The sequence below is a fragment of the Phytohabitans rumicis genome (assembly GCF_011764445.1).
Taxonomy (GTDB): Bacteria; Actinomycetota; Actinomycetes; order Mycobacteriales; family Micromonosporaceae; genus Phytohabitans; species Phytohabitans rumicis.
Genome location: NZ_BLPG01000001.1, coordinates 2,604,999 through 2,628,682 on the forward strand (window position 1 = coordinate 2,604,999; position 23,684 = coordinate 2,628,682).

At 72.0% G+C, this 23,684-nt stretch carries 23 protein-coding genes and 1 pseudogene; 8 read left to right on the forward strand and 16 right to left on the reverse strand.

All coding sequences use genetic code 11. The features are described from left to right. Positions 1–37: 37 nt before the first annotated feature. Both eccD and eccB read left to right on the forward strand, forming a co-directional pair. Positions 38–1,495 carry a type VII secretion integral membrane protein EccD gene (gene eccD / locus Prum_RS11180; RefSeq protein ID WP_281368889.1) on the forward strand — a complete coding sequence of 486 codons (1,458 nt, stop codon included), beginning with the start codon at positions 38–40 and terminating at the stop codon, positions 1,493–1,495. A gap of 6 nt (positions 1,496–1,501) precedes the next feature. Beyond that, positions 1,502–2,905, forward strand: coding sequence for a type VII secretion protein EccB (gene eccB, locus Prum_RS11185; protein WP_173076224.1), 1,404 nt, complete (start codon positions 1,502–1,504; stop codon positions 2,903–2,905). Positions 2,906–3,563: 658 nt separating this feature from the next. On the opposite strand, the gene Prum_RS11190 is transcribed toward eccB, so the two are convergent. The 11 genes from Prum_RS11190 to Prum_RS11240 all read right to left on the reverse strand — a co-directional run bounded on the left by Prum_RS11190 (position 3,564) and on the right by Prum_RS11240 (position 12,499). Beyond that, positions 3,564–4,880: a S8 family serine peptidase gene (locus Prum_RS11190; protein ID WP_173076226.1), complete on the reverse strand. Its 1,317-nt coding sequence runs from the start codon at positions 4,878–4,880 to the stop codon at positions 3,564–3,566. A 1-nt stretch (position 4,881) separates the two neighbouring features. After that, positions 4,882–5,238, reverse strand: a complete 357-nt coding sequence (locus tag Prum_RS11195) for a hypothetical protein (RefSeq protein ID WP_173076228.1) — start codon at positions 5,236–5,238, stop codon at positions 4,882–4,884. After that, positions 5,222–5,644, reverse strand: coding sequence for a YbaB/EbfC family nucleoid-associated protein (locus Prum_RS11200; protein ID WP_173076230.1), 423 nt, complete (start codon positions 5,642–5,644; stop codon positions 5,222–5,224). The genes Prum_RS11195 and Prum_RS11200 overlap by 17 nt, the downstream gene beginning before the upstream one ends. A gap of 32 nt (positions 5,645–5,676) precedes the next feature. Further along, a complete protein-coding gene (locus tag Prum_RS11205; protein ID WP_173076231.1) occupies positions 5,677–6,531 on the reverse strand; it encodes an SseB family protein in 855 nt (284 codons plus the stop codon). Further along, on the reverse strand, positions 6,528–7,592 hold the full coding sequence (locus Prum_RS11210) for an SMI1/KNR4 family protein (protein ID WP_246277811.1): 1,065 nt from the start codon (positions 7,590–7,592) through the stop codon (positions 6,528–6,530). Before Prum_RS11210 ends, Prum_RS11205 begins: the two co-directional genes overlap by 4 nt. Continuing rightward, positions 7,589–8,167, reverse strand: a complete 579-nt coding sequence (locus tag Prum_RS11215) for a hypothetical protein (RefSeq protein ID WP_173076233.1) — start codon at positions 8,165–8,167, stop codon at positions 7,589–7,591. The genes Prum_RS11210 and Prum_RS11215 overlap by 4 nt, the downstream gene beginning before the upstream one ends. Continuing rightward, on the reverse strand, positions 8,164–10,203 hold the full coding sequence (locus Prum_RS11220) for a hypothetical protein (protein WP_173076235.1): 2,040 nt from the start codon (positions 10,201–10,203) through the stop codon (positions 8,164–8,166). Before Prum_RS11220 ends, Prum_RS11215 begins: the two co-directional genes overlap by 4 nt. A 9-nt stretch (positions 10,204–10,212) precedes the next feature. Beyond that, positions 10,213–11,193, reverse strand: a complete 981-nt coding sequence (locus Prum_RS11225) for a hypothetical protein (protein WP_173076237.1) — start codon at positions 11,191–11,193, stop codon at positions 10,213–10,215. A gap of 106 nt (positions 11,194–11,299) precedes the next feature. Beyond that, positions 11,300–11,593 (reverse strand): WXG100 family type VII secretion target, encoded by a 294-nt coding sequence (locus tag Prum_RS11230; RefSeq protein ID WP_246277812.1) that lies wholly within the window; start codon positions 11,591–11,593, stop codon positions 11,300–11,302. Positions 11,594–11,635: 42 nt separating this feature from the next. Further along, the gene (locus tag Prum_RS11235) at positions 11,636–11,995 is read right to left on the reverse strand and encodes a WXG100 family type VII secretion target (protein WP_246277813.1); all 360 of its coding nucleotides are present in this window, start codon (positions 11,993–11,995) and stop codon (positions 11,636–11,638) included. A gap of 228 nt (positions 11,996–12,223) precedes the next feature. Then, complete coding sequence (locus Prum_RS11240; RefSeq protein ID WP_173076241.1) at positions 12,224–12,499, reverse strand: isoamylase early set domain-containing protein; 276 nt, start codon at positions 12,497–12,499, stop codon at positions 12,224–12,226. Between the two features lie 253 nt (positions 12,500–12,752). On the opposite strand from Prum_RS11240, the gene Prum_RS11245 reads away from it, so the two are divergent. Then, the gene (locus Prum_RS11245) at positions 12,753–13,013 is read left to right on the forward strand and encodes a metallothionein (protein ID WP_173076242.1); all 261 of its coding nucleotides are present in this window, start codon (positions 12,753–12,755) and stop codon (positions 13,011–13,013) included. A 320-nt stretch (positions 13,014–13,333) separates the two neighbouring features. Then, positions 13,334–13,756, forward strand: a pseudogene (locus Prum_RS11250) (GNAT family N-acetyltransferase); the annotation flags it as partial. Between the two features lie 161 nt (positions 13,757–13,917). On the opposite strand, the gene hemQ reads toward Prum_RS11250, so the two are convergent. Further along, positions 13,918–14,616, reverse strand: coding sequence for a hydrogen peroxide-dependent heme synthase (gene hemQ / locus Prum_RS11255; protein WP_173076246.1), 699 nt, complete (start codon positions 14,614–14,616; stop codon positions 13,918–13,920). Next, the gene (locus Prum_RS11260; protein ID WP_173076248.1) at positions 14,613–15,956 is read right to left on the reverse strand and encodes a protoporphyrinogen/coproporphyrinogen oxidase; all 1,344 of its coding nucleotides are present in this window, start codon (positions 15,954–15,956) and stop codon (positions 14,613–14,615) included. Before Prum_RS11260 ends, hemQ begins: the two co-directional genes overlap by 4 nt. 85 nt (positions 15,957–16,041) lie before the next feature. On the opposite strand from Prum_RS11260, the gene Prum_RS11265 reads away from it, so the two are divergent. Both Prum_RS11265 and Prum_RS11270 read left to right on the forward strand, forming a co-directional pair. Then, positions 16,042–16,911, forward strand: coding sequence for a CE1 family esterase (locus tag Prum_RS11265; protein WP_246277814.1), 870 nt, complete (start codon positions 16,042–16,044; stop codon positions 16,909–16,911). Then, positions 16,908–17,669, forward strand: coding sequence for an SDR family NAD(P)-dependent oxidoreductase (locus Prum_RS11270; RefSeq protein ID WP_173076250.1), 762 nt, complete (start codon positions 16,908–16,910; stop codon positions 17,667–17,669). Before Prum_RS11265 ends, Prum_RS11270 begins: the two co-directional genes overlap by 4 nt. On the opposite strand, the gene hemE is transcribed toward Prum_RS11270, so the two are convergent. Then, entirely contained in the window at positions 17,634–18,680 is a 1,047-nt protein-coding gene (gene hemE, locus Prum_RS11275; RefSeq protein ID WP_173076252.1) for a uroporphyrinogen decarboxylase, read from the reverse strand. The genes Prum_RS11270 and hemE overlap by 36 nt on opposite strands. 82 nt (positions 18,681–18,762) lie before the next feature. Here hemE and Prum_RS11280 point away from each other — a divergent pair, with 82 nt between their 5' ends. After that, entirely contained in the window at positions 18,763–19,329 is a 567-nt protein-coding gene (locus Prum_RS11280) for a DUF3000 domain-containing protein (RefSeq protein ID WP_173076254.1), read from the forward strand. Positions 19,330–19,981: 652 nt separating this feature from the next. Here the strand turns inward: Prum_RS11280 and Prum_RS48785 are convergent. Together Prum_RS48785 and Prum_RS11290 are read right to left on the reverse strand one after the other, a co-directional pair. Beyond that, entirely contained in the window at positions 19,982–20,995 is a 1,014-nt protein-coding gene (locus Prum_RS48785) for a hypothetical protein (RefSeq protein ID WP_178132644.1), read from the reverse strand. Positions 20,996–21,068: 73 nt separating this feature from the next. Then, on the reverse strand, positions 21,069–22,163 hold the full coding sequence (locus Prum_RS11290) for a S1C family serine protease (RefSeq protein ID WP_246277815.1): 1,095 nt from the start codon (positions 22,161–22,163) through the stop codon (positions 21,069–21,071). Between the two features lie 171 nt (positions 22,164–22,334). On the opposite strand from Prum_RS11290, the gene Prum_RS11295 reads away from it, so the two are divergent. After that, on the forward strand, positions 22,335–23,648 hold the full coding sequence (locus Prum_RS11295) for an HRDC domain-containing protein (RefSeq protein WP_173076258.1): 1,314 nt from the start codon (positions 22,335–22,337) through the stop codon (positions 23,646–23,648). The last annotated feature ends 36 nt before the right edge of the window (positions 23,649–23,684 follow it).

Below are 23,684 nucleotides of genomic sequence, written 5' to 3' on the forward strand. Positions count from 1 at the left end.
CACACTGCTGGCTGGTCAATCCTATAGAAGCGCCAACATGTTAGGTTGGGCCCGCTATCGGGCGGGTGACGGGGAGGTGACCAGCGTGACGGCCCCGGGCGGTCTCAGTCTGGCCAGGGTAACGGTCGCAGCGCCGAAGCGACGCATGGACGTCGCGCTGCCCGACAACCTCATCGTCGCCGAGTTGCTGCCGCATCTGCTGCGGCATGCCGGCGACGACCTCGGCGACACCGGCGAACGGCACGGCGGCTGGGTGCTGCGTCGCGCCACCGGTGCCATCCTCGAACCCACGCGCAACCTCTCCGTACAGGGCGTGCGCGACGGCGAACTGCTGCACCTCGCGCCGCGCCGCGACGACTGGCCCGAGCTGGCGTACGACGACGTGGTCGAGGTCATCGCCAGCGGCGCCCGGCGGGCCGGCCACTCCTGGGGCGAGGCCGCCACCCGCCGATGTGGACTGGCGGTCACCAGCGCGATCCTGGGCGCCGGACTCGTCGTACTCGTGATGTCAGGCCCGTCGTGGCCCGGACCCGCCGGCGTGGCGCTGGGCGTCGCGACCGTCCTCGCGGTCCTCGGCATCCTGCTGTCCCGGGCCCTGTCCGACGCCGGCGCCGGCGCCGTCGTGGCCGCCTCCGGCCTGCCCTACGCGTTCGCCGGCGGCGCCTTGCTGGCGGCGCCGAGCGACATCGCGCTGTCGCGCCTCGGCTCGCCGAGCTTGCTGCTCGGGTCGGCTGCCCTCTTGGTCTTCAGCATCATCGGGTACGCCGGCGTAGCAGCCGTCCAGCGCCTCTTCATGGCGGGGCTGGCGACCAGCCTGGCCGGCCTGCTCGGCGCGCTGATCTGCTTCGCGGGCGCCTCCCCCGCGGGCGCGGCGGCGGTGACCTTGACCACGGTCATCGGCCTGCTGCCCAGCTACCCGCTGATTTCCAGCTCGCTCGGCCGCCTGCCGGTGCCCGAGCTGCCCGACCGGCCGGAGGCCATCCTGGAGGACCGCCCGGTCCCCAAGCGGTCCGACGTCTTCGCCGCGGTCGCCCGCGCCACCGAGCTGCTCACCGGGCTCAACCTGGCCGCGGCGGTCACCGGCGTGGTCACCATCGCGTTCCTGGTCGCCGAGGACGGCACGACCGCCGGCAACCTGCTGGTCTTCTCGGCCGCCGTGGCCATGCTGCTGCGCGCCCGCCTCTTCGCCCTGCCCCAGCAGCGGGTCCCGTTGCTGGTCAGCGGGATCATCGGCCTGGGGCTGCTGCTGTTCAGCTTCGCGGTCGACGCCGACTCGGCGGGCGGGCGGCTGCTCGTGCTCGCCGTCGTCGTGGTGGTCGCGGCGGCGGTGCTGGCGGCGGGCCTGGTGTACAGCCGGCGCAGCCCGTCGCCGTACCTGGGCCGCGCGGCCGACATCATCGACGTGCTCGCCATCATGGCGCTGATTCCCTTGGCGTGCGGGGTCATCGGCCTGTTCGGCGCCATCCAGGGACTGTTCGCCTCGATCGGCGGGTGAGGACTCATGGCGACCCGGCGCGACCAGCTCCACTCGTACCAGTTCCTGACCCAGCGCGTCATCTCCGCGTTCGTGATGCGGGAGACCGACCCGGCGCAGTCCCCGCTGCGGCGCGGCGTCGGCGCGGTCTTCGGCGGCGTGATGATCGCCGTCCTGGTGGCCGCCGGCTTCGGCATCTACGGCATCATCACCAAGATCGGCAGCGACGGCTGGAAGACCGACGGCGCGGTCGTGATCGAGAAGGAGACCGGCGCCAGCTTCGTGTACGCCCAGGGCGTGCTGCGCCCCACGCTCAACTACACGTCCGCGGTGCTCGCCTCCGGCCGCCCCAGCACAAAGCCGTTCCGGGTGTCGAGCAACTCGCTGCGTGAGGTGCCCCGCGGCACCACCGTCGGCATCCCGGGCGCGCCGGACTCGCTGCCCAGCGCCAAGCGCCGCGTCGGTCTACCGTGGACGGTCTGCGCCACGCCGGGCACCGACACCTCCGGCAGCCCGACCAGCACCGTCACGCTCGTGGTGGCGGGCGCACCGACCGGCGGCCGCGCGGTCGGCGCCGACGAGGGCATCCTGGTCCGCGACATCCAGCGCGGTGAGACGTACCTCGTCTGGCACGGCCACCGGCACGGGATCGCGTCGCCGGACCGCCTCGTGCCCGCCCTCTTCGGCACCGCCACCCCGGCCCTGGCCGGCACCGCCTGGCTCAACTCGCTGACCGCCGGCGCCGACATCACCCGGATCACGATCGACGACCGCGGCAACCCGTCGACGGCGTTCCCGGACCGCGCCATCGGCGACGTACTGATCGCCCAGACCGGCTCCGGCCCCCAGCACTACCTGGTCTTCGACGACGGCGTCGCGGCGATCACCCCGCTCCAACTCGCCGTCCTCGGCGCCGAATACGAGGTACGTCCGGTCGAGGTGCCGCTCTCCGTGGTCACCCCGCAGGACAAGCAGAGCGCCCGGCTACGCCCCGTCCAGGGCGACATCGCCCCGCCGACCTCGGTGCCCACGCTCGTCCAGGCCAGCGGCAACGAGCAACTGTGCGCGGTCACCGCCGACGCCCAGTCCACGGCCGCCATCCGGGTGGGCGGCACGGTGGCGGGCCTGGAAACAGCCACCCCGACCCGCGCCCGGGGCGACGGCGGGGTCGCGCTCGCCGACCGCGTACTGGTCCCGGCCGGCCGGATCGCGGTGGTACGCGTACTGGGCGCACCAACCGCCGAGGCGGGCCCGTACTACCTGGTCACCGACGTGGGCATCAAATACGCCGCGGCCGACGAGCAGGTGCTCACGCTGCTGGGATACCCGCCCCAGGAGGCCGTCAACGTACCGGCCGCCCTGGTCAGCCGCATCCCGAGCGGCCCCACCCTGGACCCCGTACGCGCCGGCCAACCCGCAACCATCCCCTAACCCCCGTTACGCCGTTACGCCGCCCGTCGCGTGCGTCGCTGCGCCCCCGGACCTTCCCGTCGATCAAGGGCATACGGCCGTGGTTCGATCTCTAATCCACGACCATTCGCCCTTGATCGGCGCAGAAGTCCTTGATCGACGGGGCCAGCGCCACCCAGACCGCACGGACCGAAGCGGCCCCCGCCCGCGCTCCTCCGCCCGCTCCCAGCCCGCCCGCCCCGCCCGCCCTAGTCCGCCCGCCCTAGTCCGCCCGCCCGCGCTCGCCCGCCCGCCGGCCCGCCGCGTCGATCAAGGACCTTCCCGTCGATCAAGGGCATATGGTCGTGGTTCGATCTCAAATCCACGGCCATATGCCCTTGATCGACGCACCTTCCCTTGATCGGCGAGGCACCGCGTCGACCAGTCCGTCCAGACCGGGAGGGCGCGCCCTACGCACGGGCAGAGGTCCTGCGTCGCGGATGTTGACGACTTGCTGTCGTTGGGGCAGCAGAAGAGCGTCAACATCTACGACGACGCCTTCACAAAGCTGACAAGTCGGACGGGCGCTAGCCCATGCCCTCGCGCCAGACGCTCCGCGTAGCCCTCGCCGCCACCCACCCAGCCCTTCCACCGCGTCGATCAAGGACTTTTGCGTCGATCAAGGGCATACGGCCATGGTTTAGAGATCGAACCACGACCATATGCCCTTGATCGACGCAGCGCAGGGCGACGCAGCGCAGGGAGGGGCGCGGGCGAGCGGGGGCGGTGTTAGGGGCGGGGGAAGAGTTGGATGGGGGGCCGGGCTCTTCGGGTTCGGTGCGGGGGGCGGGCATGGGGGCGACGGCGGAGCGCCAGAAGCGGCGGCGGCCGCGGGCAGGACCACGGCGACGACCAGTACGGCCAGTGTGGCCAGTACGGCGAGCCCCGCCCCGGCCAGCGCCAGCTCGCGGCTGCGGGCCCACGCGGGCGACTCCGAACCGGACTGCGGCGCCAGGGCGGGCAGTGGTGCCGGCGAGCCGTTGACGAGGCGTTCGGTGACCGCCGCGTACGGGTTGACCACGCCGCGGCCGTACGCGGAACCGCCAGCCGCCGGGGTCGCCGTACCAAGGAGTTGGCGCGTGACCTGGTCGCCGCGCAGGCTGGACTGCCGGGCGTGGATCATGGCGGCCGTGGCGGCGACGAAGCCGCAGGCGACGCCGGTGCTGTTGACCACCGTCATGCCGCGGCCGGTCTGCAGGGTGACGACGCCGGCGCCCGGCGCCACGATGTCGACGAAGTCGCCCTGCTGGGAGTTGGCCCACCGGGCGCCGTCCTCCTGGATGGCGCCGACGCCGACCACGCCGTCGTAGCTCGCCGGGTACGGCTTGCCGCTGCCACCTTGCCGGTTGCCCTGGTCACCGACCGCCGCGACGACGACCGCGCCGCTGGCCAGCGCCCGGTCGACGGCGTCCTGCAGCGCAGCGCTGTCGGTGTACGTGACGACCGGCACCGCGATCACGTGCACGCCCCGTGCCACGGCGGCGTCGATGCCCTTGGCGATCAGCCCCGGGTCGATGACGCTGAGGCTGGAGACGGTGTCGACCACCCGGATGGGCACGATCGTGACCCGCGGCGCCAGCCCGGCGAACCCGATCGCGTTGGTCTGCTGCGCGGCGATGACGCCGGCCACCTGGGTGCCCAGGCCAAGGCAGTCGTCGTTTGCCGGGCCGCTGCCGGCCACCGCGTCGAAGCCCTCGGTCACCTGGTTGCCCAGCTGGTCCTGGCCGGCGTCGACGCCGGTGCTCAGCACCGCGACGGTCGCGCCGCCCCCACGGGTGAACGGCCAGACCCTCTCGGGCCCGAGCATCCGCTGCGCCCAGGGCACCGTGTCGATCACCTGGCCGGGGTCGGCGCAGTTCGGCGCCCGTTGGGCGGCGGCCGCGGGGGTCGCCCCGATGGCGCAGGTCGCCGCCGCCAGGCACAGCGCGGCCACGGTACGGACGATCGGATGGGCCATGTCAGACGATTTTGGTCCGGTTGATCTGGTTGCGATTGTCGTCGTCGGTGCCCTGGTACTCCGACATCGCGAGGATGGTGCCGTCGCCGACCTTGGTCAGGCGCTCGCCGGCCTCGTTGAGGTTGTCCACGATGGCCTCGCGGAGCGGCCCTTCGCTGCCCTCCGGCGTCACGTTGTACGTCTCGTAGAAGGCGGTGCCGTAGCTGTCGGCGCCCCACGGCTGCTCGGCCTCGATCGTCTCGATCTCGCCGGCGATGGCCTGGGCCTTGCTGTTGAAGGACGTGGCCATCGACCGCAGGATCGCGCCCCGGCCGCCGACCTCGTTGGGATCGTCGTCGATATTAAGATACGTACCCACGGCCGTCCTCCTCGTTCTTCTTCAACGCGTGCGGCAGATCGGCGTCGTGACTTTCCATCAGTACGTCGAAATCCGTCTTTCCGATCAGGCCGGGTCCCGGGTCTTTGGGCATGATCTTGTCGACGATCTCGCGGGTCTTCTTGTTGGCGTCTTCGACCGCGGCGCGGACCGTGGACAGGATCGTCGCGGACAGCGCCTTCGAGTTGGGGGTGCGGTACACGCGCGGGTCGATCTCCAGCTCGATGAGCTGGCCCCGCGGGCCCACGACCGCCTTGATCAACTTGTCGTCGGACCAGGCGGTGCCGGTGACCTCCATGACCTGCTGCCGGGTCTGCGCCGCGCTTTCCAGGGAGTGCTGAAGCTGGTCGATCACCCCACGGATCGCTGACCACTGCGGACGCTCCACGCCTCACCTCCCCGTCGGCTCATTCGACAGTATCAACCCTGGCCGCGCAGCAGATCCCCGATGTCGCCCGGGGGCAGCGGCACCGGCGGGTCGATGTCGTCGTCGGGAAACGGGACCACCACCGGAACGACGGTCGACGTGGGGCCGTCGAACCGGCGGGCCAGTTCTACGGCGTGCGCGAGCAGCTCCGGGATCTGCTCACCGTGCAGCATGACGGCGATGGGCGAGCCGAAGTTGACCGCGAGGCGGTACTCCGTACCGGGCCACTGCTGGAGCATCGCGACGAAGTCCATGGTCCTGGTCGGCACGCCGGCGTCGCCCAGGCACTCCTCGTACCGCTCCGGGGAGGTGAAGACCGGCACGGTCGGCGCGCCGTCCAGGTCCAGCGCCCGGGTCGGCACGATCACCCGCGCCGTCACCAGGACGTCGAGGAAGACGTCCGGGTCCGGCGCGACCAGTGCGTCGCGCAGCAGGCGCTCCACCTCGTTGGCCGGTACGAAGCCGGCCACGGTCGCCTGCGTGGGCACCAGCGTGGGCAGGTCGTCCGGGTTGACCAGCACCCCGATCGGCGTGACCGGGTTGATCGCCAGCCCCCACCCGGCGGGCGTGCGCTGCACGACCTCCTGCAGGCTGGTCTGCCGCCACCCGTCCGACTCGACCGCCCGCTGCATCGCCTCCGGCGAGGTGAAGACCAGCAGGTACGGCACGCCGTCCCGCTCCCGGGTGAGCAACCGCTGCTGCGGATCGGACGAGGCAGCGGACGCAAAGCCGGGCACCACCAAGGGACTGACCGCGAGGATCCGCATCACCTGGGCCTGGTCGCCGGCGCGTACCGCGTCGTGCAGCCGGCGCTCCACGTCGTTGGCGGGGGTCCACGGGGTGGTCATCGCGCCTCGAAGAGGGAGGTCAGCGGGTCCTGGCCGGACACCGGCGCCGGCTGCCACGGGGCCCGGGCACGTGCGGGGAGCCCGGCGCCGACCGCCTCGTCGCGTACCTGGGTGACCTGGCCGCGCTCGGCCCACTCCCCGGCCAGCCGCAACAGCGCCTCCGCCGGGCGGGCCAGCGCGGTCCACAGGTCGTCGATGCTGTCCGCGCACCGGTACAGCAGGTGGGCGCAGATGTGCTCGGCGTCGTACGCGTCGCGGTCGCGGGGATCGTCGTCGTCCCAGTACCAGATCGAGTCGAGGTCGCCGCCGGACACCTTGACCGCGAGCAGGCCGCCCTGGACGTACCCGATCGGCAGGAAGTCGACGGTGAGCCGGTCGCGCACCCATTCCACCACATAGGACAGATCCTGGTGCCGGTCGTCCCGGGCGATCCCGAAGAACGGCTGGTCGGCGACCAAGCCGTACCCGGAAAGGACGCCGGGCGCCGCGGGCCCGGCACCGTTGGTCTCGGCCAAAAACCGCCGGTATGCCGGCGGCAACGGCCAGCCGAGCGCGCTCTCCAGCAGGTCGAGCAGATCATCGGGTACGGGCTCGCCCGGCGCCCGCCGCGCGGATGCCGGCTCGGGGTCGACGCGCAGCCCTCGCCCGGCCGAGGGCAGCAGCCGCACCCCGCCCGCGTGCCGGAACGCCGCGTGCAGCTCGGCCGGCACCAGCGCTAACCGCCGGGGCGGGTCGGGCGCGCCCACGTGCGCCCAGCACCAGCCGACCGGCGTCGTGGCTGCCGTCCACAGTGGATCGCCGGCCGGCTCGGCGGCGGCGCGGGCCATCGCCTCGTTGGCCGCCAGCACGTCCACCACGCGCTGCTCGTCCCGGGTCAGCCCGGCGTCGGGCGGCGGCAGCTCGACGACCGCCCGCGCGCACAGCGGCCAGTCCGGAAAGCCGTACGGGGTGACCAGCACGCCTTGCCGGTACCGGACCTGCAGCGTCGGCGACCCGGGGTGGATCACGCTCATCGCGAAGCGCGCTCCCGGGGCCAGGTCCGGCGGGTCGGCGGCGGTCATGGTGCCAGTTTGGCGTATGTGCCGGCGGCGATCCGGACCAGCCGCGGCACGATGTCGGCTGGCATGCCGTCGGCGACGTTCACGGCCGCCTCGACCTCCAGCACCAGGTTGCCGTGGTAGCTGGTCAGCTTCACGTCGTCCTTGTCGCTGCTCCAGAACGCGTCAGTGCCGGCGCCGTCGACGTCGGTGTACGGCCGCTTCGCGAGCCGCCGGCCGGTCTCCACGAAGAGCTTCGCGGCCGCCTCGGTCTGCAGCAGGTCGGCGTCGATGGTGAGGCTGACGCTGCGCTCGGTCGACGTACGCCGGGTCACGCACAGCTTTTCGGTGTTGACGAGCCGCGCGGCGTCCTCCTTGGGGTAGAGGTCGACGAGCGGGCTCTGGTCGGCCTTTTCGCACAGCTCGCCGGAGAGCGTGTAGACGACGCCGGCCGCGGCCGGCGCGGACGTGGCGGGGCTGTCCGACGCGAGCGGCGGCAACGGGATCTCACCGTCACCAGGCGTGTTGGCGTCGCCGCCGCCGGAGCAGCCGGCCACGAACGCCAGGAGCAGTGCGGCGGCGAGTGTGGCCGGCCTCATGCGCCGAGGGTCGGCTTGGGCTCCGCCGACGGCGCGGCGGAACGAGCCGGTCCGCTGTCCAGGACACCACCGCCCGGCGTGTCCACGGTCCACGCGCCCTCCCGGTCGAGGATCCGGCGGATGTTGTCGAACTCATCGTCGACCGAGACCTGCGGCTCCTGGGCGGACCGCTTGCGCGAGCCGATCTCGCCCTCGTACCCGGCGATGCCGTCGTTGCGCTTGCCGCGCATGACGCCGGCGGTCGGCTCCGGCGGCGGCGGCGCGCCGGGGTCGAGCCGGGCGGAGCGTCCGACCACCGGGCTCGCCGTCGGCCGCGGCGGCGGAGCCAGCGGGTTCAGCGGCGCATTGGGTACGGGCGGCGCCGTGCCCGGACGCGCCGGCGGCTCGGCCTGCGGGCTGCGCTGCTGCGGCCGGCTCAGCACCGGCGGTGTGGTGGCGCCGGGGTGCAACGGTGGGCCGCTGCCGCCCGGGTTCTGGCCGCCGCTCACGCCGGGCGTGCCGCGGCGCGGGTTGCCACCACCTCGGGACGGCGCTGGCGGGTTCGCGTGCGGGTTGCGCAGCACCGGCGAGGCGGGCGTGCCGGGCGGACCGCCGAACTGGTCGCTGACGCCGGGCGTGCCGGGCGTACCCGGCTTTGCCTGCTCGGGCCCGTCCGTGCCGCGCTTGCCCTGCGGCGGGTGCGGCGTGCCGGAGCCCGGCCCCCGGCCCTTGATCGTCGGCGGTGGCGGCGCCTGCGTGCCGCGCTGTGGCATGCCCGGCGGCAGACCACCTTCCGGCGACGGCGGCGTCATCCCGGCGCGCAGCACGCCGGGCCCGGCACCGCCCAGGTTCTTCAGCAGGCCGCTGGTGGCGGGCGCGGTCGGCAGCCCACCCGGGCCCAGGGCGGGCAGCTTGCCCGGGCCACCGGGCGGCAGTCCCGGCGGAACGACCGGCGGCACCACGGGCAGCTGGCCAACCGGAGGCGTCACGGTCGGCGTGGTGATGCTCGGCGGGGTCGCGGTCGGCGTGTCGATGTCCGGCTTCGTGATGTCGTCGGTGGTCGGCGCCTTGATGTCCGGGTCGACGTTGCCGAGCTTGTCCTTCAACCCGCTGACGTCGGGCTTCTTGTCGTTCAGCGCGGTGATGTTGGGGTTGATGTTGGTGGGCGTCTGGATCTTCGGCGGCGGGCCGAAGTTCGGCATGCCGTACCTGGCGATGAACTCCGGGTTGGGCAGGACCGCGTCGCCCGGCCCCTCGTAGACCGTGGCCCGGCCGCCGGCGTAGTCCTCGCTCATCGTGCGCCAGTAGTCCTGCGCCATGTCGTACTGGATCTTCTGGGCCTTGTAGTGCCAGCCGAGCTGGGCGTTGCGCATCCAGGTGATGTAGTTGTCCGCCTGGTAGCTGCCCTTCGGGATCGCGTTGATGGAGGAGTACTTCTTGCCGTCGATGTCGGCGTTCTGCGGGTTGTCCAGCCACATGCTGCTCATCGAGACCATCGAGTCCTTGTACTGCTGGTACAGCCGCTCCATCTCGCCCCGGCGCTGGCTCATGGCGCTGGCCAGCGCGAGCGTGCCCATCCAGTTGTTGAAGGCGGCCTGCTCCCAGTCGTCGATCGACTTGAGCGTGGCGCCCGGGCCGCGAGCCAGGAACGCGTCGGCGCCGGCGCCGGTCCAGCCACCCTTGCCGCCTTCGCCGTCGCCGCCCTCCTTGAGGTTCTTGGCGGCGTTCAGGACCCGGCTGCGCAGATCCTGGAGAACGTCGTGCAGCTGCCACCACTGGTCGGCGAGCCGGTGCAGCACGACCGGGTCCTGACTCATGATCCGCTTGTAGATATCCTCGATGCCGTTCGCGTAGTAGGCGCGCGTCTCGTCGCCCGGCTTCAGGCTGTCCCCGAACTGCTTCTCGAAGTTGGGCGTCGGATCGATGTACTGGTCGTCGCCCTGCGGCGGCGGGTAGTGCGAGATGTCCTCGCCCATCCGGCGCGCCATCCGCCGGTTCTCCATCAGGTCTTCGTTTTGCGATGGGGTGTACCCGAAGTAGTCGCCTTCGCCCGCCATGACCGACCCCTACGCCATGCCGTAGTCGTTGACGGTGTGCTGCTGGCCATCGGAGTCGAGCGTCTCGGCCGCGTCCTCGACGGGCGTCTCGACCTCGCCGTCCTCGTGGCTGTCGCGCCGGACCGTCGTCTCGGTGACGTCCGGCTTCGCGTCTCCGGTCTTGGTCTCGTTGACGACCGTGACGCTGCCGTCGCTGTTCTCCGTCGTGGTGTTGGTGGTCGACCGCTGGTCGGCGCCCGAGCCGGTCGTGCTGGTCGTGCTGGTGGTCTGCCGGCCGTCGCTGGTCGTGCCGCGCTTGTCGGTCTGGGTGGAGAGAATCGTCTTGCCGTCCGCCGCGTAGATCGTGGTGGTGGTCACGTAGACGACGTCGCCGTTCGCGTTGATCTCGGTGCTCGAGTGGACGTGCTTCTGGGAGCCGTCCGCGAACGTGTAGTAGGCACCGTACGGGTACGGGGCGGTGCTGGTGGCCATGGAGTTGTCGGCCGTCAGGGACATCGCGTTCGTGCCGGCCTCCGCGGCCAGCCGCTGCTGCATCTCCTGGAACGTCTCGGTCTTGCGGAAGCCGCGCGGCCCGTTCGCGTCGGTGTCACCGAAGACGAAGCCGATGTCGTTGACGTTCGCGCCGTTCGCGTTGTCGGTGTTGGCGTACATCTCCGCCACGACGGCGGCTGCCCCACCGATGTTGACGACACCGATGGTCACGTCACCGACGAAGTGCCGGAAGTCACTGATCCGGCCGCGCAGGAACCGGGCGGCCTGCTGGCCCTCCGGGAGGATCTGGCCCTCCAATGGCGTATTCAGCGCGTCCTGCACGAGCATGCTCATCTCGGACATCGCCTTGCTCGCCGCCCCGGCGGCGTCACCGGACAGCTTCGACATCTCCTGGTAGTACGTGACCAGGTCCGTGACCTTGACCTTGACGTCCTCCGGGTCCGCGAAGGACTCGTAGGTGTAGGTCGAGCTGCCGCTATCCTCGTCCGGAATCGCCATCGTGCCTCCCCCGATCCTGATCGAACGGTATTACGCGCTGCCCAGTGCCACAGACGACGGGTCCCGGCGAAGGCGCCACCGCGCTTCGCCGGGACACCCGTGTCCGTCAGAAGCCGGCCGAGATCTTCTGGTCGACGCTCTGCATGCGCTCGGAGGATGCCCCGAGAGCCTGGCCCAGGCGCATCAGCGCCGACTTGATCTCGTTGGCCCCGTCGTTCCACTGGCGCTGGGCGTCCTCGCACGCCTGGCCGGCGGCGCCCTGCCAGTCCTGGGCGAAGAGGGTCTTGAAGTCGTTGTACAGATCGCCCAGCTCGACGTCCAGGTTGCCGGAGTACGTGCCGATCGCGGTCGCCACGTCGCCGATGGCGGCGAAGTTGTAGCTGATTGGGATGTCAGTCATTGCAGTGTCGCCTCTCGAGTGTCTCGACTACGGATAAGAACGTCAGCCACGCAGGGCGCTGATGACGGCACCGTCGCCGGTCTCCGCCGCTGCCTGCCGGATGGTCTGTGCCGCGTCCTCGTCGTTGACGCCGTATTCCGTCGAGGCATTGCTGATCTTGCCGGACAGCTCGTCTAGCGCGTTCAGGACCTTCGTAAGGCCGTTGTTCAGGTCGCTGGACACGTTCTGCAGCGCCGCGTTGGCCGAACCGCTCATGCCGGTGCCGCTCAGATCGGTGACCTGGTCGAGCAACTGCGCCATGCCGGTAGCCAGGCGCTCACGGACGGTCTGGCAGCGCTCGGCCATCTTGTTGAGCTGGTCCTGTGTGGCGTGCACATTGCCGACGCCTGGAGTACCCGTCAAGGCGGACTCACCCCGCTCCTCTGTAATGCCCCCGCCCAGGGGAGCCTCCCCTTGGGACGCATGACTGTCCATGCGCCATACATCGCGACCCGAAGGTAACGCCATTTGTCCACTCAGACCAGCCCGGGGTGGGGCTGTGCCGGTTTTGCCGGCTATGACCTCGTGGCCAGGGCGTTCCTCACGGCGATTGCTCGTACTACGTGAGGAACGCCCTGCCGGTTCACGGGTTCACAGGATGATTTCGCCGCCCTCGTGGTCGACGCGGTCGGCGTGCTCGTCGTCCAGCCACACACCACCGGTCGCCAGGTAGCGAAACCGGTACCGGCCGGGTTCGAGCTTGACCGTCACCGTACGGGTGCCGTCCTTGCGCGGCACCAGTTCGTGCCGGCCCGGCTCCCACTGGTTGAAACAGCCCACCACGCTCACCGAGCCTGCGGGCGCGTCCTTGGGCAGGCAGAACGTCACTCGGGTCTTCGTACCGAACAGCTTGTTTCTCTTGATCACGTTGCTCCTCCGGCGTTTTTCAGGTTCGCCGGTATCGAGCTTTGCCCGGCCACGACCCGCCAGCCGGAAGCGACACACCGTGACTTTTAGAAGTAACGTGAGAAGGAATCGCGCGCCGGCCAATGCGCCCCAGCGATGTGCTGTTGAGAATCGCCGTCGGCTTGTCGAAGAGCCGCACCCAACCTGATCTTGGTGTTCCGGTTGCCGACTCGGGCGCGATGGGCAAAGCTCCCGTTTGGAGGTGTTTGTCACCATGGCGATCTGCGAAGTCTGCGGCAACGACTACTGGCTGGCGTTCGAGATACGGACGATCAGCGGCGACACGCACGTGTTCGACTCGTTCGAATGCGCGATCCACCGGCTGGCCCCGGTGTGCGAGCACTGCCAATGCAAGATCGTCGGGCACGGCGTGGAGGTGTCCGGCCGGTTCTACTGCTGCGCGCACTGCGCCCGCTCGGCCGACACCGAGCACGGCTTCAAAATCCAGGACGCCGTCGGCGTCCACCCGGGCTAGCCCCTCGCCTGTCCCCCGCCGCGCCTGGTCGCGCGTGCCGATCAAGGCTTTCCGCGTCGATCAAGGGCATACGGCCGCGGTTTGATCTCCGATCCACGACCGTTTGCCCTTGATCGACGCGGAATCCCTTGATCGACGAACCGCGCAGGCAGCCCCGCGTCACGTCCGCGCGCCCTCCGCGCCCTCCGCGCCGCGCGCCCTCCGCGCCGTGTGCCCGATGATCGCGTTGATCAGGGGCGCGCTCCTGGGACACGCGGCCACACGCCCGAGCCACTCCCTGATCAACTCTCGGTCGGGGCGCGGCGGCCTACGATCGGGGCGTGGAGGTTCACGTCGCGGAGTTTGCCGAGTTGGACGGGCGCACGCTGTATGAGCTGCTGCGCCTGCGGGTGGACGTGTTCGTCGTCGAGCAGAAGTGCGCCTACCCCGAACTGGACGGGCGGGACACCGAGCCGGGGACCCGGCACGTCTGGCTCTCGTCGGGCGGGACGCCAACGGCGTACCTCCGGATCCTGGACGACCCCGGCGGTGTCGCACGGATCGGCCGGGTCCTGGTGGTCGCGGCCGAGCGTGGCACCGGCGCCGCCGGTCGCCTGATGGCGGCCGCCCTCGACGTGGTCGGCGACCGCCCCTGCGTGCTGGACGCCCAGTCCCACCTGGTGGGCTTCTACGAGCGCTACGGCTTCCGGCCCACCGGCCCGGAGTTCATCGAGGACGGCATTCCCCACGTGCCGATGGCTAGGGCGTTTCTGGTGGATCTTTGTGGGGCTGCGGCGGATCCAGACGACGACCGGCGGCACCGGGCGGAAGGCCACATACAACACCGGTATGCGACCTTCCGCCCGGCACCACCGGACCGCCGCCTGGACCTCGTCTCGCACCCACAAGATCCACCAGAAACGCCCTAGGGCAGCGACGCGACCAGCTCGGCCACCGAGCGGCGGCGACCGGTGAAGAACGGGACCTCCTCGCGGACGTGCCGCCGGGCCCGGGAGGCCCGCAGGTCACGCATCAGGTCGACGATCCGGTGCAGCTCGTCCGCCTCGAACGCGAGCATCCACTCGAAGTCGCCCAGCGCGAACGATGCCACCGTGTTGGCCCGCACGTCCGGGTAGCCGCGCGCCATCCGGCCGTGCTCGGCGAGCATCTCGCGGCGCTCCTCGTCCGGCAGCAGGTACCACTCGTACGAGCGTACGAACGGGTAGACGCACACGTACGCGCGCGCCTCCTCGCCGGCCAGGAACGCGGGCAGGTGGCTCTTGTTGAACTCCGCCGGCCGGTGCAGCGCCATCTGCGACCACACCGGGGCCAGGTGGCGGCCGAGGGCGGTGCGACGCAACAGCCCGTACGCCTCCTGGAGCGCGTCGGCGGACGAGGCGTGCCACCACACCATCAGGTCGGCGTCGGCGCGCAGGCCGGACACGTCGTAGCTGCCGCGCACCACCACGTCCTTGGCGGCGAGCTGCTCGAAGAGCGAGTCCACCTCGCCGGCCAACGGCTCGCGCAGCGCCGGCAGCGGCGCGGCGGCGCGGAACACCGACCACATCGTGTACCGGATCGTGGCGTTCAGCTCCTTGATCCGGCCCGCGTTCGTCTCGCTCATGTGCCCCATCCTTTCATCACCTCGTCGGCGGCGGCCTCGCCGGAACGCACGCACGCCGGGATGCCCACGCCGTCGTACCCGGCGCCGGCGAGCGCGAGCGTGGGCGGGAGCGCCGCCCGCAGCGCGGCCACCCGGTCCAGGTGCCCCGGCGCGTACTGCGGCAGCGCGCCGCCCCACCGCTGCACGTGTACACCGATCGGCGCCGGCAGGTCGACACTTACCAATGTGGACAGTTCGCTGTGGACGGCGGCGGCCAGCTCCGCGTCCGGGCGGTGCAGGGCGGGCTCTTCGCCGTACCGGCCCACCGACGCGCGCACCAGCGCCACCCCGTCCGCACGCCGCATGTGGGCCCACTTCGTCGTGAAGAAGGTCGCCGCCTTCGTCAGCGTGCCCTCGGTCGCCGGGACCAGAAAACCGGACAGCCGCGGCAGCTCCGGCGCCGGCACGGCCAGCGTCACCAGCGCCACGCTCGCGTAGTCCACCACCGCGTCCACATTGAGCAGTCGGGCGGCCGGGCGGGCGGGCAGGGCGAGGATGACCGCGTCCACTGTGTCCGTTCCGACCCGCCATCCGGCTGAGCTGCGGGTCAGCTCGCGGACCGGCGCGTCCAGCCGGATCTCCGCACCGGACGCCGCCGCGACCGCCGCCACCAGCCGGCTCACCCCGCCGGTGACGGTCGCGAAGACGGGCGTGCCGGGCGGGCGCGGCGCCGCGGCCAGCGCCGCCCGCACCGCCCCGGTCAGCGTGTGCTCGGACCGCGCCGCCCGCGCCAGTCCGGGCATCGTCGCCGCCAGCGACAGCCCGTCGGCCCGCCCCGCGTACACCCCGCCGAGCAGCGGATCCACCAACCGGTCGACCACCTCGCCGCCCAGCCGCCGCCGCACCAGCGCGCCGACGGCGACGTCCTCCTCCGGCCCCAGCAGCGGACCGCCGCCGTCCCGGTCCCGGTCCGCGTCCGCCCGCGCCACCGCGTCCAGCCGATCTAGATCTCCTGGTACGCCGAGGAGGGTCCCGCCCGGCAGGGGCAGGAGCGTGCCGTCGATCGCGACCGCCGCCTGCCCGATAGCCGGGTTGACCAGGTCCGGCGCCAGCCCCACCCGGCGCGCGAGCGTCACGGCGGCCGAGTCGCCACCCTCGGGATCGCGGACCAGGAACGCTTCCGCGCCGTACTCGATGATCGACCCCGCCACCGAACCGGTGCGCAGCTTGCCACCGAGGGCGCCGCTCTGCTCGTACACGATGATGGTCGTGCCGGCGGGCGCGCGGTCCCGCAGCCGGAGCGCGGCGGCCAACCCGGCGATTCCGCCGCCTACCACGGCGACGCGTGGCGGTTTGTGCACGGCTCCACACTGTCAGGTCTCGACTGCGCATCGACATCCGGGCCTGGCGTTGTGTGACGTTCGCGGCACATGCCAAGGTCGCTCGATGACACGGGGTGTGTTCTTTCTGATGGTCTTTTTGCTCGCCGCCTGCTCCTCGCCCACTCCTTCTCCCCCGCCCGAGCCGTCCTTCACACCCACGGCCGGTGACCATCGATTGACGCTGTCGTCGGGCGGGATCGAGCGCACATATCGGGTACACGCCCCGGCTGGGTACGACGCGAGCCGGCCCGTTCCGGTGGTGATCGGCCTGCACTTCTACCCCGGCGACGGCCAGGGGCTGCAGGAGATGATCGGCCTGGACGCGCAGGCCGACAAGGCGGGCTTTCTGACCGCCTACCCGGACGGCGTGAATGGCGGCTTCAACGCGCTGGTGTGCTGCGGCGACCAGGACGACGTCGCCTTCGTCAAGGCGCTGGTGGACGAGCTGAAGACCGTCTGGAAGGCCGACCCGGACCGGATCTACCTGACCGGCATCTCCAACGGCGGCGACATGAGCTTCAAGCTGGCCGTCGAACTGCCCGACACCTTCGCGGCGATCGCGCCGGTCAGCGGCGGGTTCATCGGCACGAAACCGACGGAGGCGAGCTACGCGCCGAAGAGCCCGGTGTCGGTGCTGACGTTCATCGGCGCGCAGGACCGGTTCGCCGACCAGTTCGACGGCGGCATCCAGGCGTGGCAGGAACGGGTGGGCTGCACGCCGTCCCGCCCGGCCCCGGTCCGCGGCTCGGCGACGGCCTCGCGGACCACGGCGCCCTGCGAGGACGGCAGCGAGGTGGTCGTCTACCGGCTGCCGGACATGGGGCACAGCTGGCCGGGCGCCACCCAAGGGCAGCTCGCGGCCCCCGACGCCGGCGTGGTCGCCACGGATCTGATCTGGGCGTTCTTCGCCGCCCACCCTAGGCTTCGGGGGTGACTGAGCAACGCGTGGCGGTGGTGACCGGGGCGGCACGAGGGATCGGGCGGCGGGTGGCGGAGGTGCTGGCCGCCGAGGGGTACGCCCTGGCGCTCCTCGACCGGCAGCCGGTGACCGCGGATCTCGCCTGGACCGGAGACGTGAGTTCCGAGGCCGACGTGACCGCGTTCGCCGCGGCGGTCGATGAGCGCTTCGGGCGGGTGGACGTGCTGGTCAACAACGCCGGCGTCGCGTTCATCACGCCGCTGGAGCAGACCACGCTCGACGACTGGCGCACGGTGCTCGACGTCAACCTGACCGGGCCGTTCCTGCTCAGCCGGGAGTTCGGCCGGCGGATGCTGGCCGCCGGCGCGGGCGCGATCGTCAACATCGCCTCGGTGGCGGGGCTGCGCGGCGTGGCCGACCGCGCCGCGTACAACGCCAGCAAGCACGGCCTCATCGGGCTGACCCGCACGCTGGCCGCCGAGTGGGGCGGGCGCGGCGTACGGGTCAACGCCGTCTGCCCCGGCTGGGTCAAGACCGAGATGGACGTCGCCTCCCAGGCCGAGGGCGCGTACGGCGACGCGGACATCACCGACCACGTTCCCATGGGACGCTTCGCCACTCCGGACGACGTCGCCCAGGCGGTGTCCTTCCTGGCCGATCCCGGGCGGGCGGCGTTCATCAACGGTGCCGCCCTGTCGGTGGACGGCGGCTGGCACGCCGACGGCAGTTGGCAGTCGCTACGCCTGGCTAGCCGCGCTCGCCTCGTGGATTAGGTCCACAACCCGGCCCAACACGTCCGGATCGGTCTCCGGCAGCACGCCGTGGCCCAGGTTGAAGATGTGCCCGGAGGCGGCCCGGCCCTCGGCGAGCACCCGCCGCACCTCGGCCTCCACCACCGGCCACGGCGCGAAGAGCGCGCACGGGTCCAGGTTGCCCTGCACCGACCTGCCCGGCCCGATCAGCGGCACCGCGGCATCCAGCGGGGTACGCCAGTCCACGCCCACCACGTCGGCCCCGGCCTCGCCCATCGCGCCGAGCAGCTGCGCGGTGCCCACGCCGAAGTGGATCCGCGGCACGGTGCCGGCCAGCCCGTTCAACACGTACGTCGAGTGCGGCAGCACGTAGCGCCGGTAGTCGGCCTCGGACAGCGCGCCGGCCCACGAGTCGAACAGCTGCACGGCGGACACGCCCGCGGCCACCTGCACCCGCAGGAACTCCAGCGTGATCTCGGCAAGCCGCGCGCACAGGGCGTGCCAGAGCTCCGGCTGGCCGTACATCATGGTCTTGGTCTTCGCGTGCGTGCGCGACGGCCCGCCCTCGACGAGATAGCTGGCCAGCGTGAACGGCGCCCCCGCGAACCCGATCAGCGGCGTGCCGCCCAGCTCGGCGACCAGCAGCCGCACCGCCTCGTCCACATAGGAGACATCCGCCGCCGTGATCGCACGGAGCCGATCAAGATCTTCCGGGGTACGGATCGGATCGGCCACCACCGGCCCGGTGCCCGGCACGATGTCGAGGTCGACACCGGCCGCCGCCACCGGCACCACGATGTCGCTGAAGAGGATCGCGGCGTCGACGCCGTGCCGGCGTACCGGCTGGAGGGTGATCTCGGCCACGAGGTCCGGGCGGCGGCACGACTCGAGCATCGGGATGCCGGCCCGCACCTTCCGGTACTCCGGCAACGACCGTCCCGCCTGCCGCATGAACCACACCGGCGTGTGTGGCACGGACTCGCCGCGGCAGGCCCGGACGAACGCCGATTCGGTTGGATTCGTGGTTGTCATCGTCGGCCATGGTGCCACGGCGACCCGGCCCGTCGGCGCGGCGGTCCCCCGCGCTGGCCGTGATCGGCTTAGGCTGCGAACTATGGCGTCCCCCACCGGGTATCCGGAGACCTTCACGCGGGCCGTGGCCGGGTTGAAGGCCGTGACGCCGCGCGCGGAGATCCTCCTGGAGGAGGTGGCCGCCCCGCAGCGGCTCGCCCCGTACGCCTACGCGCTGAGCGGGCTCGTCATGAAGGACGGCGACGAGGTCGCCACCGGGCGGCTGATCCTGCTGCACGACCCGGCCGGCCACGAGGCGTGGGACGGCACGTTGCGCCTGGTCACGTACGTCACCGCCGAACTGGAGACCGACCTCGCGGCCGACCCGCTGCTGCCCGCCGTGGGCTGGACCTGGCTCACCGACGCGCTCGAAGCCGAGGACGCCACGTACACGGCGGTCGGCGGCACCATCACCCAGACCACCTCGACGCGGTTCGGCGACCTGGCCGGCCCGCCCGCGGCCGCCGACATCGAGATCCGGGCCTCCTGGACACCCGTCGGCGACGACCTCGGCGCCCACCTGCTGGCGTGGTGCGCGCTGCTCGCCTCCACCGCGGGCCTCCCACCACCCGGCGTAACCGCCCTCCACGAACGCCGCGTCACCGCCTAACTTCCACGCCCCCACGCGCGCCTACCCGCACCCGCCCGGCCCTGCCCGCGCGCGCCAGCCCAGCGCGGACGCCGGCCCGGCACGGACGCCGGCCCGGCACGGACGCCGGCCCGGCGCCAGCCGGCGCGGGCGTCGATCAAGGACCTTCGCGTCGATCAAGGGCAAACGGTCGTGGATCGGAGATCAAAGCACGACCATTCGCCCTTGATCGACGCACAAAGCCTTAATCGACGCGCCCGCGCGCGACGTGCGCGACGTGCGTGGACAGGCGCGGCGTGCGCGGCGTGCGCGCAGAAACCCTGGGCCGTACGAAGGCCGTGGCACGGCCGCCGCGCGAGCGGCGCTGCCCAGTCGCGCACGGCCTATCCGAGCCCGCACCACCGCCCACCGCGGGCATCGATCAAGGAATTCCCCGTCGATCAAGGGCAAACGGCCGCGGATCGGAGATCAAACCACGACCATTCGCCCTTGATCGACGCACCAGCCCTTGATCGACGAGCCAGCCCTTGATCGACGCACCAGCCCTTGATCGACGCGGCCTGCCCCTGATCGACGCACAAAGCGTTGATCGACGAGGAGAGCGGCGCGCGCGGCGATGTGGAGCGCGAGCGGGCGTGTCAGGGGACGGGCCGGAGGGACGGGAGGAAAAGGGCTAGAGGTACTTTTCGGCCTCGTTGCAAGGCTTTTCCAGGGCGTTGGCGGCGCGTTCGGCGCTCGCCGTGTTGCCGGACGCCAGCGCGTCGAGGAATGCCGTGACCGCGTTGAGGCAGCTCGCGATCGCCGCCTTTTCCTTCTCGGTCTGGTCCTTGGCGTTCTGGGTGCCGGTCAGGTCGGTTTCGAGCTGACCCGCCTTGTCCTGGGCCGCCTGCAGGTCGCGCTTGAGGTTGTCGATCTCGGTGGTCTTCGCGGAGATCTCGCTGTCACGCGTGCTGACCTGCTCGTTCATCGTCTTTTCGGTGGCGGTCAGGTCGCTGGACTTGCTGATGAACAGCCCGGTCATGACGCCGCCGAGGATGAAGAGCAGCACGGCCACGATGCCCAGGATCAGGGTGGCCTGGCCCCGCTTGGGCGGCGGGGTGACGGCGCCGTACGGGGAGCCGTAGGGCGAGCCGGACATCGGCGGGCCGGAGTAGGGCACCCCGGACAGCGGGGGCGCGGACAGCGGCGGTCCGGCCGGCGGGGCGGATGCCGGGTCGTACCCGGGGGCGGCGGCGTATCCCGGGGTGGCGTCGTAGCCGGCCGGCGGGTACGGCGCGGCCGAGACCGGCGGCGCCGCGGCGGGCTGCGGGATCGCGGCGGCGCCCGGGGCGTATCCGGGGGCGGCCGGGGCGTACCCCGGGGCGGCCGGGGGGTACCCAGGAGCGGCCGGGGCGTACCCCGGAGCGGCGGGCGGGTAGCCGGTGGCGTACCCCGGAGCCGGAGAGGCGGGCGCCGGTTGGGCGGGCACGCCGTACGGGGGCTGCGGCGCGGGCGGGACCGAGGTGGGCTCCGGCTGCTGGTACGCGGCGGTCGGGTCCGGCGGCGGGTACGCCGCGGCGGGGACCGACCCCGTCGGGATGGTGTACGCCTGCTCGTTGCCGGCCGGCATCGGCTGCGTCGGCGGGTCCGGCGGGACGCTTCCCGGCGGCGGGTAAGGACCGCCCGGAGCGCTCGGGGGGTAGGACATCGTTCCTCCAGGTGCCACGCCTGAGCGGCGCGGAAGGTGGGCGCGCGCCGGAGCGACGCGCGAGGGGCACGAATCAGCAGATCTTGAAGTCGTCGCAAGCGGTCTTGATCGGCACCGCCAGGCCGATGCCCTCCGCGTCCCGGGCCTTGGCGGTCGCGATGCCGACCACCTGCTTGGCCGCGTTGATCACCGGGCCGCCCGAGTTACCGGGGTTGATGGGCGCGTCGAACTGGATCACCGTGCCGGTGCCGTCCTCGTCCTTGCGGATGGCGCTCACGACGCCGGTGGTCACGGTGTCCTCCAGCCCGAGCGGGGCGCCGATCACCACGATCTGCTGGCCGGACTTGACCGCCTCGGTCGCCATCGTCAGCCCGGTGAACTTGTTGTTCGTTCGCAGCTGGGCGACGTCGTCCTCCTCGTCGACCTTGACGATCGTGGCGGGCCACCGCTGGTCCTTGCGCTCGATGAAGACCTCGCGCTGGCCGGCCTCCCAGACCGACTCGACGACGTGGTAGTTCGTGAAGAGGTTCGTCGTCGACCCGGTCTGCTTCCCGACCGCGAACGCCGTACCGGTGAACTGGCCGGCCGATACGCGGAAGACGCTGGGCAGCACCTCGGACGAGATCGCCTCCGGGTTGAACGCCTTGCCCGCCTCGGTCTCCAGGTCGGTCGTGCGCTCCTCGATGGAGTCGATGCGGGTCTTGTCGGCGGCCTGCGCGTCGGCCACCTGCTTTTCGCCGTCGACGACCCGGCCCTGCAGGTCGCGGATCTGGACCGCCTGCCAGCCGGCCACGGCGCTGAGGACGACGACCATGGCCAGCGCCGCGAGGCCGGGCCAGGTCCACCGGCCACGGCCACGGGCACGCGGCGGCGGGCCGCCGTACGGTTCCGCCGGCAGCGCGGACATCGGCGGCGCCGAGAGGGGGTACGCGGGCGCGGGGAACGCCGCGGGCGAATAGCCCGGGGACGGTACGGGCGACCCGACGGGCGGCAACGGCCCGGGCCGGTACATGGTGTCGCCGCCCGGCCGGTACATCGCGTCGTCGGGTGGGCCCGACGCCGGCCCGGCCGTACCCGGTGACACGCTCATCACGTCGTCGACCGAGTGGCGTGGTCCAGGCAGCGGTGCTCCGGGCTGCGCGGACAGTGGGTCATACCCAGCGGCCATCGAGATCTCGCCCTCCCCTGAGACACGCGTTCCACGGTCGCATCCCGACACAACCCGGCGGCCGTACCCGTCGGAAACGACATTTGTCTCCTTCATGCTGTCACGTGACCCAGGAGACGCGCCGGGCACCGGCTGCTCGTTGCCGGCCGGCGATCACACTACGGTTGTCGGGTGACCGACGAACCACCCCTGCGCCGTCGGGCCGCGCAACGCCAAGCAGGGGACGGACCACACAGCCGGCAGCTTCCGGCACCCGAGAACGTGGGGCCCGACCCAACGCCTGGCGGGCCCGTTCCGCTCACCGCACCCCGCGACGGCACCCCGACACCGGTGGCGACACCGCACGAGCTTGCCGAGGTCGTGGCGCGTTTCGCCGCGGGCACGGGGCCGGTGGCGGTGGACGCCGAGCGCGCGTCCGGCTACCGGTACACGCAGCGCGCGTACCTGGTGCAGCTGCGCCGGGCCGGCGCCGGCACCGTGCTGATCGACCCCTTGCCGCTCGGCGATCTGCGCACGCTCGACGAGGCCATCGCGGACGCCGAATGGGTGCTGCACGCCGCCAGCCAGGACCTGCCCTGCCTGGCCGATCTCGGCCTGCGACCACGTCGCCTATTTGACACCGAATTGGCCGCTCGGCTAGCCGGATTCGAGCGAGTCGGGTTGGCGGCACTGACCGAACAGCTACTTGGCTACACCCTCGAAAAGCATCATTCGGCGGCGGACTGGTCCAGCCGGCCGCTGCCGGAGTCGTGGCTGACGTACGCCGCGCTGGACGTGGAGCTCCTTGCCGACCTGCGCGACAAGCTCGCCGCCGAGCTCGCGGCGCAGGGCAAGGACCAGTGGGCGGCCGAGGAGTTCGCCGCGCTGGTGGCGTGGGGTGCGCAGCCGCCGCGGCCGCGCCCGGACCCCTGGCGGCGCACGTCCGGCATCCACCGCATCCGCGGGGCGCGGGCGCAGGCCCGGGTACGGGCGATGTGGTACGCCCGGGACGAGATCGCCTCCCGGCGTGACTCGGCACCCGGCCGGGTCCTGCCCGACGCGGCGATCATCGCCGCCGCCGAGTTGGATCCCAAGGACGAGCGGACGCTGCTGACCCTGCCCGGGTTCGGTGGCCGCTCGGTACGCCGGCTGGCCCGCACCTGGATCGACGCGCTGGCCGAGGCCCGTGCGCTGGCCGACGACGCCCTGCCGGTCAACCCGCCGCTCGACGGTCCGCCACCCCCGCACCGGTGGGCCGAGCGGGATCCCATCGCGGCGGCGCGCCTGGCCCGGTGCCGCGAGGTGGTCACCACGACCGCCGGCGCGTACACCTTGCCGCCGGAAAACCTGATCACGCCGGACTCCGTACGGCGGCTCGCCTGGACGCCGCCCGAGGAGATCTCCCCGGAGACGGTCTCCGCGACGCTGCGCGGCTACGGCGCGCGGGCCTGGCAGGTGGGCCTGATCGGAGAAAAGCTGGCCGGAGCGCTCCGCGACCCCGAGTGACCCGTACCACAGCGCAACCCTAGTTACCGACGAGTA

What these genes read in the sequence shown, in the direction of transcription:
- Prum_RS11205 (WP_173076231.1), bottom strand. Translation starts at nt 6,531, where the DNA reads ATGACCACCCCGTGGACCCCCGCCAACGACGTGGAGCGCCGGCTGCAC.
- Prum_RS11190 (WP_173076226.1), bottom strand. Translation starts at nt 4,880, where the DNA reads ATGGCCCATCCGATCGTCCGTACCGTGGCCGCGCTGTGCCTGGCGGCG.
- Prum_RS11210 (WP_246277811.1), bottom strand. Translation starts at nt 7,592, where the DNA reads ATGACCGCCGCCGACCCGCCGGACCTGGCCCCGGGAGCGCGCTTCGCG.
- Prum_RS11245 (WP_173076242.1), top strand. Translation starts at nt 12,753, where the DNA reads ATGGCGATCTGCGAAGTCTGCGGCAACGACTACTGGCTGGCGTTCGAG.
- Prum_RS11225 (WP_173076237.1), bottom strand. Translation starts at nt 11,193, where the DNA reads ATGGCGATTCCGGACGAGGATAGCGGCAGCTCGACCTACACCTACGAG.
- hemE (WP_173076252.1), bottom strand. Translation starts at nt 18,680, where the DNA reads ATGACAACCACGAATCCAACCGAATCGGCGTTCGTCCGGGCCTGCCGC.
- Prum_RS11220 (WP_173076235.1), bottom strand. Translation starts at nt 10,203, where the DNA reads ATGGCGGGCGAAGGCGACTACTTCGGGTACACCCCATCGCAAAACGAA.
- Prum_RS48785 (WP_178132644.1), bottom strand. Translation starts at nt 20,995, where the DNA reads ATGTCCTACCCCCCGAGCGCTCCGGGCGGTCCTTACCCGCCGCCGGGA.
- Prum_RS11215 (WP_173076233.1), bottom strand. Translation starts at nt 8,167, where the DNA reads ATGAGGCCGGCCACACTCGCCGCCGCACTGCTCCTGGCGTTCGTGGCC.
- Prum_RS11290 (WP_246277815.1), bottom strand. Translation starts at nt 22,163, where the DNA reads ATGGCCGCTGGGTATGACCCACTGTCCGCGCAGCCCGGAGCACCGCTG.
- eccD (WP_281368889.1), top strand. Translation starts at nt 38, where the DNA reads ATGTTAGGTTGGGCCCGCTATCGGGCGGGTGACGGGGAGGTGACCAGC.
- hemQ (WP_173076246.1), bottom strand. Translation starts at nt 14,616, where the DNA reads ATGAGCGAGACGAACGCGGGCCGGATCAAGGAGCTGAACGCCACGATC.
- Prum_RS11230 (WP_246277812.1), bottom strand. Translation starts at nt 11,593, where the DNA reads ATGACTGACATCCCAATCAGCTACAACTTCGCCGCCATCGGCGACGTG.
- Prum_RS11265 (WP_246277814.1), top strand. Translation starts at nt 16,042, where the DNA reads ATGACACGGGGTGTGTTCTTTCTGATGGTCTTTTTGCTCGCCGCCTGC.
- eccB (WP_173076224.1), top strand. Translation starts at nt 1,502, where the DNA reads ATGGCGACCCGGCGCGACCAGCTCCACTCGTACCAGTTCCTGACCCAG.
- Prum_RS11280 (WP_173076254.1), top strand. Translation starts at nt 18,763, where the DNA reads ATGGCGTCCCCCACCGGGTATCCGGAGACCTTCACGCGGGCCGTGGCC.